This is a genomic window from Paenibacillus sp. EPM92, assembly GCF_016586185.1.
GTDB classification, from domain to species: domain Bacteria; phylum Bacillota; class Bacilli; order Paenibacillales; family NBRC-103111; genus Paenibacillus_G; species Paenibacillus_G validus.
In genome coordinates this window covers 1-14,446 of the sequence record NZ_BCPS01000019.1, presented here as the reverse complement: position 1 = coordinate 14,446, position 14,446 = coordinate 1, and the positions used below count along the sequence as shown (strand labels likewise).

General features: G+C 52.3%; 15 protein-coding genes and 1 other RNA gene. All 16 read left to right on the top strand.

The features are described from left to right. Positions 1 to 185 precede the first annotated feature (185 nt). On the top strand, positions 186 to 764 hold the full coding sequence (gene rpoE / locus JMF85_RS03105) for a DNA-directed RNA polymerase subunit delta (protein ID WP_054798094.1): 579 nt from the start codon (positions 186 to 188) through the stop codon (positions 762 to 764). Between the two features lie 183 nt (positions 765 to 947). Then, on the top strand, positions 948 to 2,549 hold the full coding sequence (locus JMF85_RS03100) for a CTP synthase (protein WP_054798087.1): 1,602 nt from the start codon (positions 948 to 950) through the stop codon (positions 2,547 to 2,549). A gap of 195 nt (positions 2,550 to 2,744) precedes the next feature. Then, positions 2,745 to 3,137, top strand: a complete 393-nt coding sequence (locus tag JMF85_RS03095; RefSeq protein WP_054798095.1) for a response regulator — start codon at positions 2,745 to 2,747, stop codon at positions 3,135 to 3,137. Between the two features lie 150 nt (positions 3,138 to 3,287). Further along, positions 3,288 to 4,142, top strand: coding sequence for a class II fructose-1,6-bisphosphate aldolase (gene fba / locus JMF85_RS03090; RefSeq protein WP_054798088.1), 855 nt, complete (start codon positions 3,288 to 3,290; stop codon positions 4,140 to 4,142). A 148-nt stretch (positions 4,143 to 4,290) separates the two neighbouring features. Continuing rightward, positions 4,291 to 5,544 carry a UDP-N-acetylglucosamine 1-carboxyvinyltransferase gene (locus JMF85_RS03085; RefSeq protein ID WP_127609528.1) on the top strand — a complete coding sequence of 418 codons (1,254 nt, stop codon included), beginning with the start codon at positions 4,291 to 4,293 and terminating at the stop codon, positions 5,542 to 5,544. Positions 5,545 to 5,640: 96 nt separating this feature from the next. After that, positions 5,641 to 6,945 carry a transcription termination factor Rho gene (gene rho, locus JMF85_RS03080; RefSeq protein WP_054800468.1) on the top strand — a complete coding sequence of 435 codons (1,305 nt, stop codon included), beginning with the start codon at positions 5,641 to 5,643 and terminating at the stop codon, positions 6,943 to 6,945. A gap of 13 nt (positions 6,946 to 6,958) precedes the next feature. Next, positions 6,959 to 8,236 carry a radical SAM family protein gene (locus tag JMF85_RS03075; RefSeq protein WP_054798089.1) on the top strand — a complete coding sequence of 426 codons (1,278 nt, stop codon included), beginning with the start codon at positions 6,959 to 6,961 and terminating at the stop codon, positions 8,234 to 8,236. Positions 8,237 to 8,317: 81 nt separating this feature from the next. Beyond that, positions 8,318 to 8,515, top strand: coding sequence for a 50S ribosomal protein L31 (gene rpmE / locus JMF85_RS03070; protein ID WP_127609524.1), 198 nt, complete (start codon positions 8,318 to 8,320; stop codon positions 8,513 to 8,515). Positions 8,516 to 8,604: 89 nt separating this feature from the next. Continuing rightward, on the top strand, positions 8,605 to 8,997 hold the full coding sequence (locus JMF85_RS03065; protein ID WP_127609522.1) for a hypothetical protein: 393 nt from the start codon (positions 8,605 to 8,607) through the stop codon (positions 8,995 to 8,997). Positions 8,998 to 9,044: 47 nt separating this feature from the next. Beyond that, an RNA gene (gene ffs / locus JMF85_RS03060) (signal recognition particle sRNA large type) lies at positions 9,045 to 9,308 on the top strand. A 200-nt stretch (positions 9,309 to 9,508) separates the two neighbouring features. After that, positions 9,509 to 10,570 (top strand): ATP-binding protein, encoded by a 1,062-nt coding sequence (locus JMF85_RS03055; protein ID WP_141336645.1) that lies wholly within the window; start codon positions 9,509 to 9,511, stop codon positions 10,568 to 10,570. A 69-nt stretch (positions 10,571 to 10,639) separates the two neighbouring features. Further along, positions 10,640 to 12,409, top strand: a complete 1,770-nt coding sequence (dnaX, locus tag JMF85_RS03050; protein WP_054798092.1) for a DNA polymerase III subunit gamma/tau — start codon at positions 10,640 to 10,642, stop codon at positions 12,407 to 12,409. 13 nt (positions 12,410 to 12,422) lie between these two features. Next, positions 12,423 to 12,734: a YbaB/EbfC family nucleoid-associated protein gene (locus JMF85_RS03045; protein WP_054800469.1), complete on the top strand. Its 312-nt coding sequence runs from the start codon at positions 12,423 to 12,425 to the stop codon at positions 12,732 to 12,734. Between the two features lie 49 nt (positions 12,735 to 12,783). After that, positions 12,784 to 13,380 carry a recombination mediator RecR gene (recR, locus tag JMF85_RS03040; protein ID WP_054798093.1) on the top strand — a complete coding sequence of 199 codons (597 nt, stop codon included), beginning with the start codon at positions 12,784 to 12,786 and terminating at the stop codon, positions 13,378 to 13,380. A 270-nt stretch (positions 13,381 to 13,650) separates the two neighbouring features. After that, positions 13,651 to 13,953 carry a DUF2508 family protein gene (locus JMF85_RS03035; RefSeq protein ID WP_054800470.1) on the top strand — a complete coding sequence of 101 codons (303 nt, stop codon included), beginning with the start codon at positions 13,651 to 13,653 and terminating at the stop codon, positions 13,951 to 13,953. Then, the gene (locus tag JMF85_RS03030) at positions 13,950 to 14,219 is read left to right on the top strand and encodes a pro-sigmaK processing inhibitor BofA family protein (protein ID WP_127609516.1); all 270 of its coding nucleotides are present in this window, start codon (positions 13,950 to 13,952) and stop codon (positions 14,217 to 14,219) included. Before JMF85_RS03035 ends, JMF85_RS03030 begins: the two co-directional genes overlap by 4 nt. The last annotated feature ends 227 nt before the right edge of the window (positions 14,220 to 14,446 follow it).

The window sequence follows — 14,446 nt, the reverse complement described above, 5'->3', positions numbered from 1 at the left end:
AGCGGCGAGGTCCTTTGTTTCATTAGTAACGGATAACCCGGAAACTTGCGCGGGACTTGCGGCAGACCAGTTGCTTTTTTACATAAAATAAGGTTTACTTATTGGAGATAGTGGATATTTTAGTATGAAGGCGGCCAGCCGCCGGATGAAACTGTTTGATAATGTCGGAAGGGATGTGCCCTGTAATGAGTGCTCAGAACCTGCTTAAAATGAGCGCGGAGCAAGCCAAAGAAATGCCAATGGTGGATCTGGCGTTCGAGCTCTTGAAAGCGGCGAACACGCCGTATTACTATCGGGATTTGATGGCGGAAATCGCCAAGATTAAAGGATTGTCCGATGATGAAGTGATGCAAGTCATTGCTCAACTATATACTGAGATCAATATCGACGGCCGCTTCGCCTGCGTCGGAACGAACTTGTGGGGGCTGAAGCGCTGGTATCCGGTCGAGAAATCCGAGGATTCCATGGGCAGCGGCAAACGTCCGCGTATCATCAACGATGAGGATGACGATTTGGACGACGAGGATCTGTTCGCCGAGGAAGAAGATACGTTTGTCGAAGAAGAGGAATACGATTCTTACGATACGCCTCGCGACGAATTCGATACGGAGGAAGAAATCGAAGAAGAGACCGAATTTTTCGAGGACGAAGAAATTGTAGAAGAAGAGCTCGATGAAGTGGCGATCGATGAAGAAGAGTCCGATGAGGAAGAAGAGTTGGACGAAGCTGATAACGATTCGGACGACGACGAGGACGGGAAGTAATCATCTGCCATTTGTCGGTTGTCCTTGACAGTGTGTACCGTTCAGAGTAAACTATTTTCTGGGCTTTAGATGGACGTTTAGACCTACACGGTCTTTTCCTATGAAAAGTGCCCCGCCGACAGCGGGGGCTTTTTCTTTTTTTTACGACAAATTTGGCATGCTAAACTAGGGAGGTTTTACATAATGACCAAGTATATTTTCGTGACGGGCGGCGTCGTTTCCTCGTTGGGTAAAGGAATTACGGCCGCTTCGCTCGGCAGATTGCTGAAGAACCGCGGGCTGAAGGTCACGATCCAGAAGTTCGACCCGTACATTAACGTCGACCCGGGAACGATGAGTCCGTATCAACACGGCGAAGTGTTCGTAACCGACGACGGTGCGGAGACTGACCTCGACCTCGGGCACTATGAGCGTTTCATCGATATTAACCTGTCCAAGAACAGCAACGTGACGACGGGTAAAATTTATTCGTCCGTCATTGCGAAGGAACGCCGCGGCGAATATTTGGGCGGTACCGTGCAGGTCATCCCGCACATTACGAACGAAATTAAAGAGCGGGTATTCCGCGCCGGCCGCGAAGCGCACTCCGACGTCGTCATTACCGAGATCGGGGGTACGGTAGGCGACATCGAGAGCTTGCCGTTCCTGGAAGCTATTCGCCAAATCAAGAGCGATATCGGCCGCGAGAACGTGATGTACATTCACGTGACGCTGATTCCTTATTTGAAAGCGGCGGGCGAAGTGAAGACGAAGCCGACGCAGCACAGCGTTAAGGAATTGCGCAGCATCGGGATTCAGCCGCATGTCATCGTATGCCGTACCGAGCATCCGCTCGCCGAAGACATGAAGCGCAAGCTGGCTCAATTCTGCGATGTCGACCCGGGCGCCGTAATTGAATGTATCGACGCGGAAACGTTATATGAAGTGCCGATCATGCTTCGCGAGCAGGGGCTGGATGACATTGTGGTCAACCACCTGAAGCTGACGACGAACGAGCCGGATATGACGGAGTGGGAGAAGCTCGTCGGCCGCGTCAAATCGCTCAAGACGACGACCGAAATCGCCATCGTCGGCAAGTACGTGGCGCTGCACGACGCTTACCTCAGTATCGTGGAATCGCTAGGCCACGCCGGCATCGCTTCCGATACCGAAGTGAAGATTCGCTGGATTAACGCCGAAGAAGTGTTTGATCACAATGTGGGCGAGCTGCTGTCAGGCGTTCAAGGCATTCTCGTGCCGGGCGGCTTCGGAGACCGCGGCATCGAAGGTAAAGTGTCCGCGATCCGTTATGCGCGTCAGAACAAAATTCCGTTCTTCGGCATTTGTCTCGGCATGCAAGTGGCTGTAGTGGAATACGCCCGTTCGGTCTTAGGGCTGGAAGGCGCGAACAGCTCGGAGATTCATCCGACGACGCCGTATCCGGTCATTGACCTGCTTCCGGAACAGAAGGACATCGAGGACTTGGGCGGCACGATGCGCCTCGGACTGTACCCGTGCAAGCTGAAGGAAGGTTCGCTGGCCGTGCAATGTTACGGCGAAGAGCTTGTGTATGAGCGCCATCGTCACCGTTACGAGTTCAATAATGAGTACCGCGATTCCATCGAAGCGGCGGGTCTTGTCATTTCGGGCACGAGCCCGGACGGACGTCTCGTCGAAATTGTCGAATGTCCGGATCATCCGTGGTTCCTGGCCGTGCAGTTCCATCCGGAGTTTACGTCCAGGCCGAACCGTCCGCAGCCGCTCTTTAAACATTTCGTACAAGCAGCCTATCAGCAAGCCCGTTAATAAGGGCTTCTGACTTGGCGGCACTCCCGCATGCATAGGGCGTATCTGAAATTGTTGCTTGATTTGTTAAAGTTTTCAAAACATTTTTCGGTACACAGGCAGGAATCAATGTTTGCGTAGCGAATACAAAACAAAGAATGACAAATCAGGGACGGAAATTCCAGACCTATGGAAACGGAAATGGGAGGGTACCATATGAAGAAGAAGCTTCTCATCGTCGATGATCAGAACGGCATCCGCATTTTGTTGATGGAAGTATTTAGCAGCGAGGGATATGAAACGTATCAAGCTTCCAACGGTAAACTTGCACTCGAGATCGTCAGAAACGTATCGCCCGATCTGGTTTTGTTGGATATGAAAATTCCTGGTATGGACGGCCTTGATATTCTGAAGCATATCAAGAGCATCGACGCTTCAATTAAAGTCATCATGATGACGGCATACGGAGAACTCGACATGATTAAGGAAGCGACCGACCTCGGCGCGATCATGCATTTCACCAAACCGTTCGACATCGACGAACTGCGTCAGGCTGTCAACCAGCAGTTAAGATCGCCTAATAACAATTCATTCGCCGTGGGATCCTGAGAAGGGTCTCTTTTTTTCTGCCACAAAAGGTGCGCGATCGGGGATTTCATGTTTAATGTTTGTCCCCATCTATGATATAATAGCGCAGTATGACAGGAGAGCGGATCGCTCTCTGGCACGGTCAACATATAAAAGGAGGAGAAGAACACCATGCCACTTGTTTCAATGAATGAATTTCTACCGAAAGCCAAAGCAGGTAAATATGCCGTTGGCCAATTTAACATGAATAACCTTGAGTTTGCCCAAGCGATTACGGAAGCAGCTCAAGAGCTGAATTCTCCGTTTATTTTCGGCGTATCCGAAGGGGCGCTGAAATATATGGGAATGGAATTTACAGTGGCGATTGCGGAAGCTGCGGCGAAGAAATCCGGGCTGCCGATCGCGCTTCATTTGGACCACGGCAGCAGTTTTGAAGTCGCGATGAAATGTATCCGCGCGGGCTTCAGCTCTGTCATGTTCGACGGATCCCACTATTCCTTTGAAGAAAATATCCGCTTGACCAAAGAAGTCGTGAAAGCGGCGCACGCGATGGGCGTTTCCGTCGAAGGCGAGCTCGGCACGATCGGCGGCGTAGAGGATGACATCAGCGTAGATGAGTCCGATGCGAACCTGGCTAAGCCGGAAGAAGCGATCCGTTTCTACGAGGAAACAGGCGTAGACTGCCTCGCAATCGCAGTTGGTACGGCGCACGGCATGTACGCGGGCGAGCCGAACATCCGTTTTGACATCATCGAGAAGGTCGCCAGCGCCATTCCGGTTCCCGTTGTCCTGCACGGCGGTTCCGGCGTTCCGGATGAGATGATCAAGCAATCGATCGCAGCGGGCGTTGGCAAAATCAACGTTAACACGGAGAATCAAGTGGCTTGTACGCAAACGATCCGCGATGTATTGAACAAAGATGCGAAAGTGTATGATCCTCGTAAATACCTCACTCCTGCCCGCAAAGCTATGGTTGAAGTTGTGAAATCCAAAATTGTATTGTTCGGCAGCTCCAACCAAGCCTAAAACACATACGGGAGATACACCGGCAGAGGTGTATTTCCCTTCTCTTCCTATGTAATTCACTATACTTACCGTCCGACCAAGGTTGATATGTCTCTTTTGTTTTGTTTTTTTTATGCTTTAAAGTGGGAAGTGGGAGGAACGACATCGAATGGAGAAATTGATGATCGCCGGCGGGCGCCCGCTGCGGGGAACTGTTCAAATCAGCGGAGCGAAGAACAGCGCCATCGCGCTTATTCCGGCCGCGATTTTATCGGAAACTGCAGTAACCTTGGACAACTTGCCTACGCTCAGCGATGTGGCCATTTATACGGAGCTGCTCGAGGAATTGGGATCTACGGTTCGGTGGGATGGGGACCAAATGGTTATTGACCCGAGCCGGCTTGTATCCAGGCATATGCCCAACGGAAACGTAAAAAAATTGCGCGCTTCATATTATTTGATGGGTGCGCTGCTGGGCCGCTTCGGCGAAGCGGTGATTGGATTGCCGGGCGGGTGCAATTTCGAGCCAAGACCGATCGATCAGCATATAAAAGGTTTTGAGGCGCTGGGGGCACAAGTTACGACTGAGAATGGGGCTTTGCATATCCGCGCGAAGCAATTGCGCGGCGCGAAAATATATCTGGACGTCGTCAGCGTCGGCGCGACGATCAACATCATGCTGGCAGCCTCACGGGCTAAAGGCGTCACTATTATCGAAAACGCGGCAAAAGAGCCTGAAATCATAGATGTAGCAACACTTTTGAATGCCATGGGGGCTAATATCAAAGGCGCGGGCACCGAGACCATCCGTATTGAAGGCGTGGATGGCATGCACGGCTGCCGGCATTCGATCATTCCCGATCGGATACAGGCGGGAACTTACATGATCGCGGCCGCCGCCACACGGGGCGACGTTATCGTGGACAATGTAATTCCGAAACACTTAGAGGCCTTGACGGCAAAGCTACAGGAAATGGGGGTCCATATTTACGAAATGGACGAGTCGATCCGTGTGGTCGGCCAGCCGGAATATGAAAGTGTGGATGTGAAGGCGCTCGTGTATCCGGGCTTCGCTACAGATCTGCAGTCGCCGATGAGCAGCTTGCTTACGCAAACGCGCGGCGTTAGTATATTGTCCGACTTTGTCTATTCCAACCGATTCAAGCATATACCCGAGCTTGCGCGTATGGGCGCCAAAATCAAAGTGGAAGGTCGTTCCGCCATCATCGAAGGGGGTCCGCTGAGCGCGGCGAAAGTGAAAGCGACCGATCTTCGGGCGGGCGCGGCGCTCGTTATCGCGGGTTTAACCGTATCTGAAGGAACGACCGAAATTACAGGCGTCGAGTACATCGATCGCGGGTACGACCATTTGGTTGCCAATCTATCAAATTTGGGCGCGGAAGTTTGGCGTCAAGAAGACTAGAGTTGGATTCCGGGTATAGATGAGATATGTTTTGGGCATGGCTAGAGTATATTTTCACATAATAGAAATTATAATAGGCTGGTGGTTGGTACAATTATGGATATGCATCTGGCGCAGTTAGAGGCGCTGAAGTTGACCGAGCTTTACAAGCTCGCCAAGAAGTATCAAATTCCTTATTATGGTCAAATGAAGAAGAAGGAATTGATCTTCGCCATTCTCCGCGCTCAAGCGGAACAAAGCGGTTTAATGTTTATGCAAGGCGTGCTGGACGTGCTGCAGGAAGGCTTCGGCTTCTTGCGGCCGATCAACTATTTGCCGAGTGCCGAGGATATTTACATCTCGGCTTCGCAAATCCGCCGATTCGATCTGAGGTCCGGTGATTTGGTGTCCGGCAAATGCAGACCGCCCAAAGAGAACGAGCGGTATTTCGGACTCCTTCATGTGGAAGCCGTGAACGGCGAAGACCCGGAGACGGCGGCGGAACGGCTTCACTTTCCCGCACTCACTCCACTTTATCCGCAGAAGAAATTAGTTTTGGAAACGACCCCTACGAAACTTTCCACCCGTTTGATGGATTTATTGGCTCCTGTCGGCTTCGGACAGCGCGGATTGATTGTAGCGCCGCCGAAAGCAGGGAAAACGCTGCTGTTAAAAGAAATCGCCAACAGCATTTCCACCAACCATCCGGACGTAGAACTCTTCGTGTTATTGATTGATGAACGGCCCGAGGAAGTGACCGACATGCAGCGTTCCGTTAAAGGCGAGGTCATTGCGTCTACCTTCGACGAGCTGCCGGAAAATCATATTAAAGTGGCAGAGCTTGTGTTGGAGCGAGCTACCCGCTTGGTGGAGCATAAGAAAGACGTCGTCATCCTGCTGGATAGCATTACCCGTCTTGCGCGGGCGTACAATCTGGTTGTTCCTCCGACAGGACGCACATTGTCCGGGGGTATCGATCCCGGGGCGTTCCATCGTCCGAAGCGTTTCTTCGGGGCTGCCCGTAATATCGAAGAGGGCGGAAGCCTGACGATTCTTGCGACGGCGCTAATCGAGACGGGCTCCCGGATGGACGAAGTCATCTATGAGGAGTTTAAAGGAACCGGCAACCTTGAGCTTCATTTGGATCGGAAGCTGGCGGAGCGCCGGGTATTCCCGGCGATCGACATTCGTCGTTCCGGCACGCGCCGCGAAGAGATGCTGTTGACCAAGGAAGAGCTGGATAAAGTATGGGCAATCCGCAAAAACATGAACGATTCCTATGAATATACGGAGGCGTTCCTCAAGAAGTTCGCCGACACGAAAACGAATCAAGAATTTTTGGAAACGCTGGACACCACGAATGGCAACGGATCCGGCGGCAACGGAGGCGCTTCCCGGCGCGTGAAACACTCCGTCTCCTAGGAGGGACAGCAAGATGAATTTGGTATATGCCGGACCGGACGGCCACGTTTACGATCACCCGGACTTTATTGCACTCGGTCGGAACGGCGAGCTCGTGACGGAACTATTGGAAGAAGAGCTCATTCCGCTGCCGGAAGGGGCCACACTCGTCAGCTTGCCGGACACCCGCCCGATCGGACTGAATGCCCGGACGGGCGCGATGGAGGTTGTGCCCGGCGAAGTGAACGCCGTCGGCGCGCTGCTGCCGCAAGGGTTTACCCGCTTGCTGCTGCCGGGCTACGCCAAGACGGATAAGAGCAAGGTGCTCCCGCTCTTCGGTTACTCGGCGGTCGTGTGGAAGGACGGTACGTTCTATGTAGCGGCGGAAGCAAGCGATGATCCCGAACGGTGGAATCCGCGCAACTGCGATCCGGATGAGTTGGAAGTTCAAGTGAACAGCTTGCTTTCGCGTTATCCGGAAAATCGTCTTTATCAGCACTTATCGAATTGTGCGCTCGGTTACGAATGTTTAACCGCCTCCAACACGTTCCTCAATCGTTGGGAAGGAGCGGTACCGGTCTCATTTTCCTGTAATGCGGGTTGTTTCGGATGCATTTCCGAGCAGCCGGAGGATAGCGGGTTTCCGGCACCGCAAACACGCATGAACTTCAAACCGACGGTTGATGAAGTTGTGCAGGTGATGCTGGAGCACTTGAAGACGCCTGAGAGCATCATCAGCTTCGGCCAAGGATGCGAGGGAGAACCGTCCACGCAGGCGAAAATTATTATCGAAGCGATGCGCGAGGTGCGCAGACGTACGGATATCGGGTATATCAACATCAACACGAACGCGGGTTTGACCGATCATATCCGCGGTATCGTCGATGCGGGGCTCGATCTGATGCGGGTCAGCACGATCAGCGCTTTGGACGATCATTATAACGCCTACTACAAGCCGCGGGGGTATACCCTCAAGAACGTGGAGAAATCGCTGCGTTACGCGGCGGACAAGGGCGTCGTCACTTCGATCAATTACCTGATTTTCCCCGGGGTTACCGACCGTGAGGAAGAGATGGAAGCGATGATTGAATTTGTGCGGCGCACCGATCTGAAGCTGATTCAGCTTCGGAACTTGAACATCGATCCGGAGAGCTACCTGCAGCTTATCCCGCAGCCGCAAGGCGAACGGTACGGCATGAAGCAGATGCTCGAGATCTTCCGCGAGGAGCTGCCGGGCGTCGTTCTTGGTTCTTACACGCATATTCCCAGCGAGCTGACGGACAAGCGCAAGAAACACTTGCAGCGGAGCTAATGGACATGGTATAATGCACTTTGTGTATTTATGATAACTCTGATTCACATGGTGTTTCAGGGCAAAAGAGGTGAAAGGTCAATGAAAGCAGCGATTCATCCGACATATTATCAAACAACGGTTACTTGCGCATGCGGTAACACGTTTGAAACGGGATCCTTGAAGCAAAACCTCCGCGTAGAGATTTGCTCCGCTTGCCACCCATTCTTCACAGGTAAGCAGAAATTCTTGGATGCCGGCGGTCGCGTCGATAAATTCAAAAAGAAATACGGCATCTAATTCATTGCCATTCGCTTACAAGCATAAGCGCACCTTCTGTGGCTATCCTAAGATTGTAGATCTTAGCGCTGCAGGAGGTGTTTTTATATATGTTGAAAATCACGGTTCTATGGCTTTGTCTGCTGCTTCTCGTACTGCCCGGCCTTACCGCTTGCCAGAAAAAGAATGCTTCACCGGAGGTAAAAACGCACTCCGCGGACGGTTATCTGGGCATCACCGAAGCCAATCCGAACATGCCCCTAACGAACGGATATCGGACGTATCAATCGGATATGCTTGTGATGGAAACAGCGGTAAAATCGCACTATCCGCAGTTAACGGTGGAATCGATTCGCTTGAACGGGACGAGCGCGCGTCTTCGGCTTTTGGCGCCGCCAGGAACCTCAAGCGAGGAACTGCGCCGTTTGGGAGAGGAAGTACAGCGCACGCTGGCGGCCGAAGCGCCTCGTTACGACCCGGAGGTTACCGTCACTGCTAAATAAATCCCTACGGTTGCTATTTGTCCGCGATTCGACTATACTTAATTTTGCCGTGCTAGACGGGGAGGTAGCGGTGCCCTGTAACCCGCAATCCGCTGTAGCGGGGTCGAACGCCTTCTAGAGGTATTGCGATGTAAGGTTTGGGTCTTAAAGTTGGTGTTGAGAGTCGGGTCCTTCGCAATGGATGCCCGTGAACCCGGTCAGGTCCGGAAGGAAGCAGCCGTAAGCGGGATGTTTCATGTGCCGAAGGGAAGCCTAACTTGAGCTGACGATAAGAATTCCGCTTGGATCGTAATATCGAAGTAGGTGCACGGTTTAACTATTTTCGCTATGAAATAAATAAACGATGACGTTGTCGGGGTCGATTTTGACTCTTGATGACGTTTTTTTGTCTTACAGGGAAGGAAAATAAAGGAAAGAGGAGAATGTATACTAAAGTTAACTGGAGAACGTTGGTATGACGGGCTTGGAGAGCAGTCGATTTCAGATCCTATATAATGGGGGGTGGCAAAACGTGCGGCAGGAATTGAGCTTGCTTCAACGTTTCGCCGATATGTTTTTGAAGGATGTCAATTTGGGCGTCATCTTGATGAACACTGATTTTCAACTGATCGACATCAGCGATACGGCGTGCCGGGTGTTGGGATTGCAGCGCGAGCATGTGCTGCATAAGCCGATGGACTACGTATTCAAGGATCTCCCCGCCGAGCACCGTATTGTAGACCCCCGTATTTTGGACGGCATGGTCGTGCGCAATCAAGCGGTGTCCTGGACGAACAATCAGGAGCGGTACGAGCTGTTGGTGGACTCTAATGTGCTTCGGGACGAACAGGGGCAGGTTGTCGGCGCTTGCATCATGTTCAAGGATGTGACCAATCTGCGTTCGCTGGAAGAGCAGGTGCAGCGAAGCGACCGACTGGCGATGATCGGCCAAATTGCAGCCGGTACCGCCCATGAAATTCGTAATCCGCTTACTTCCATTAAAGGGTTCCTGCAGGTGTTCCGCAAGACGTTTCAAGAGCAGGGTATGATTCGGGAAAGCGACTATACTGACGTGATGCTTAGGGAAATTAACCGGATTAATGAGCTCGTGAACGAGTTTTTGCTTTTGAGCAAGCCGAAGAACGCGACCTACGAGGAGGTCGACGTATCGCAGGTGGTACGCGAGCTGCTGCCGATTATTAATAATGAAGCCATCTTACATAAGGTCACGGTACAGTACGAAGCGGTGTACGGCCTGCCGCGCGTCATTGCGGACCGCGAACATTTGAAGCAAGTGTTTTTGAACATATGCAAGAACGGTATTGAGGCGATGGGCGATGGCGGGTATCTGACCATAACGGAGAAGATGGATCCGGAGGAGCGCCGGGTAAGCGTCGATATTCACGACACCGGTCCCGGGATTCCGATGTACGTCATCGATAAAATCTTCGATCCCTTTTTTACGACCAAAGCGGAGGGGACGGGCTTGGGGTTGTCGGTTTGCCAACGCATTATTCATGACATTGGGGGGCATATCCGGGTTTCATCCAAAGGTTTCGGCACCACCTTCACCGTCAGCATCCCTTTTCCATGAGGGATTGCTTCAAACCTAAATCCAAGTGTAGTATAATGAACGGGATAAACATTCATTGGAGAGGGCAAGATGGCACATATCGCCTTATATCGTACGTGGAGACCCCAGTCGTTCCAAGACATGGTCGGCCAGAAGCATATTGTCCAAACCTTGCAAAATTCGCTGCGTGAAGGGCGGTTCAGTCACGCTTATTTGTTCAGCGGGCCCCGGGGAACCGGGAAGACGAGTGCGGCGAAAATACTCGCCAAAGCCGTTAACTGCTTGAATGGTCCGGGCGTCGAGCCTTGCAACCGCTGTGAAGCGTGTTTGCGCATAACCGAAGGCGCCGTGATGGACGTCGTCGAGATCGATGCTGCGTCCAACCGTGGCGTCGAGGAAATTCGCGATATCCGCGATAAGGTGAAATACGCGCCGACCGAAGTGCGCCAGAAAGTGTATATTATCGACGAGGTGCACATGCTGACGACGGAAGCGTTTAACGCGCTGCTGAAGACGCTGGAAGAACCGCCGGCTCATGTGATGTTTATTCTCGCGACGACCGAGCCGCATCGGCTGCCGGCGACGATTATTTCCCGCTGTCAACGGTTTGACTTTCGCCGCGTTGCGCTGGAAGAGCAAGTTGAACGGCTCCGTCAAGTGTGCGCGAAAGAGGGAATCGCAATCGATGAGGACGCGCTTGCCTTTATCGCGCGGCTCTCGGATGGCGGAATGCGCGATGCGCTCAGTTTGCTGGATCAGATTATCGCCTTTTCCGGCGAACGTGTCACTTACGAGGATGTGCTCTCCATTACGGGAGGCATGGCGTCGGACCAATTCGAGAAGCTGGCGCAAGCGATTCAAGATCGTGACATCGGTGCGGCGCTCGCTCTAATCGACGCGTTCATGCAAGAAGGCAAGAGCGCGGACAAATGCATGGAAAATCTAATTTATTATTTCCGCGATCTGTTGATGGTCAAGATGGTTCCGAATTCAGAAGCGCTCACCGAACGGATTTTGGACGTGAAACGGTTTACTGCGGTAGCGGAACGTTTCACAGGTGAAGCGTTAATCGCAATGATTGATACGCTAAACTATTATCAGACGGAAATGAAATACTCCGTACAGCCGCAAACCCTGCTGGAAGTCGCCGTGATGAAGCTGTGCAGCGGCTCGCCCGTTACCGGACGTCAGGGCGGAGCCGATACGGCTTCGGCGGGTTCGGGCGACGGCCAAACGATTCAACGGCAGGACGCCTTGGTCGGACAGCTTTTGAGCCGGATCGAGCGATTGGAGAGTCAGCTCGCTGCTCTCGTGAAACAGGGCGTGGCGCCTGGGGGCGGCGCGGCCCCGGCCGGCGGTTCGAGTGGCGGAGGAAGATCGGCTCCGGCTCCGGCCGTTTCGCGCCGCTCGATCGAGAAGCTGGATGCTTATGTGGCCGGCATAGATTCGCCGGAGTTCCGCCATGCGGCGCAGCAATGGAGCCAAGTGCTCGGCCGGGTGAAGGAACTGAAAATAACGGTGCATGCCTGGCTTGTAGACGGAGAGCCGGTAGGTCTTTCGGACACGAATCTGCTTGTTGCGTTCAAGAGCGCTATGCATCGCGAAACGTCGGAGAGACCGGCCAACAAGCAGCTGATCGAGCAGGCGTTTCAAGAAGTGATCGGGCAGCCGTATCGGCTGGTGACGGTTATGCTTAAGGATTGGAAGGCGGCAACGGAGCAAACGAAGTCTGCGGATGCTCCCAAGGAAGTGCTGGAGTTGATTCCCGAGGATGAAGGTCCCGGCGGTGCTGTGAAGGAAGAGTGGATCAGCGAGGCGATTCAACTGTTCGGCGAATTGGTCAAAATTAAAGACGAATAAGGAGTGATAAAACATGAATAACATGAACCAAATGATGAAACAAGTAAAAAAAATGCAGGAACAAATGCTTAAGGCTCAAGAAGATTTGGCTACTCGAACAATTGAAGGTACGGCCGGCGGCGGTGTTGTCTCCGTTACGGTGAACGGACAGAAGAAAGTGATCGGCGTTGCGATTAAGCCGGAAGCGGTAGACCCGGACGATGTCGAAATGCTGCAGGATTTGGTGTTGACGGCCATTAACGACGCGATGTCCAAAGCCGAAGAACTGGCGGGTAAAGAAATGTCCAAACTGACAGGCGGCATGAACATTCCGGGATTGTTCTAATCGCATCTGCCCCTTTCGGACTGACTTCAACGAGTGAGGAGCAACTCTTTTGTTTTATCCGGAACCGTTAGCCAAGCTGATCGATTCATTCTCGCGTCTGCCCGGCATTGGGCCGAAAACGGCAGGGCGTCTTGCTTTCCATGTGCTTCGGATGAAAGAAGACGATGTGATCGATTTTGCCAAAGCGCTTGTAAACGTCAAACGAAACCTGCACTACTGCTCGATATGCTGCAATATTACGGACACGGATCCTTGCCGGATTTGTCAGGATAAGAGCCGGGATGTATCCACCATTTGCGTGGTGCAGGAACCGAAGGATCTGGTCGCCATGGAGCGTACGAAGGAATTCAACGGTTATTACCATGTCTTGCACGGTGCGATTTCGCCCATGGAAGGGATCGGTCCCGATGAGATCCGGATCGCCGATCTGTTGAAGCGGCTGAGTGACGAGCGGGTGCAGGAATTGATTTTGGCCACCAACCCGAACATTGAAGGAGAAGCGACGGCTATGTATTTGTCGCGACTCGTACGTCCCTTCGGCATTAAAGTGACTCGAATCGCCCACGGACTTCCGGTTGGAGGAGATTTGGAATACGCTGACGAGGTTACGCTAACCAAAGCGCTCGAAGGTCGCAGGGAGCTTTAATTGAATCGTGTTTCAGAAAAGTCTTACGGTTTGCTAGCGGCAGGTTCGGTCTGCTGCGCGGCAACGGTAAGGCTTTTTTTGTTGTTTCTCCTGCGCCATCGAAATTTCCGCACTTTTCGGCTTGCGGAACCCTGCGCGTACTTCGAAACGTTGGGGGTGCACGGCGCAGGATGATCCGGCTAATTTGTTTCGGACGGTTTTCTTGGTTCTAAGCCGCTGGTTTGTTCGATATGTATGTACTATAGGACAAACTGTGAGGGGGCTGGCGGCGTGCTGAAATGGAGCAGGCGGGGTGGATTTAGCTGGTGGGGGAACGGAAAGAGAAAAGAGGAGCAGGCGGCGCTTTTTGAGGAGCGTGTGCAGCTTGTCGAGGAAATACGCCGTGCTCATATGGAATGGGAGGTTGCAGAACGGCGCTTTCACTATGCGGTTGAGAAGGAGCAGATCGATTATGCCATCTATGCGCTGGAAGCTGCAGAGAAGCGATTCGAGATGCTGATCAAGCAGGCGAAAAACATTCATATTTCGGCGGCCGAAGTATGCGCCAGCCGCGTGAGGGAGGGGTCGTCGTGAAGGCTTATTTGTTGTGGGGGCTGATGATCGGTTCGGGCGGCTTGCTGGCCCTGCTGCTGCTTCGTAACCGGTTTGCCATTCAATGGCTGGGTGCCTTATCTTTACATGTTGTGTTTGCGGCTGTTTTGTTGTATATTATGAATCTGTTTACCCCTTATACACACTTCGAACTTCCGTTAAATGCGGTGACAGTGGGGATCGTGAGCATTCTGGGAATCCCGGGCTTGGCGGTTTTAACAGCCTTGAAACTTTGGGTCATCGTATAATCGCAAGCAGCACAAATCAAAAGTTTTAAAAAAAGCTTGCAATAATGTTGTGAAATGTGATATATTAATAAAGTCGCCGCTAAACGAAGCGACAATAAACGACAAAGAAGAAATGGCGTAACGACGCGGCTTTGTCGGACAATTGCCCTTTGAAAACTGAACATCGAGTGAGTGCTTTAAATAAGAGATAGTAATATCTCAGCTAGCTTCAACAATGAGCAAGTCAG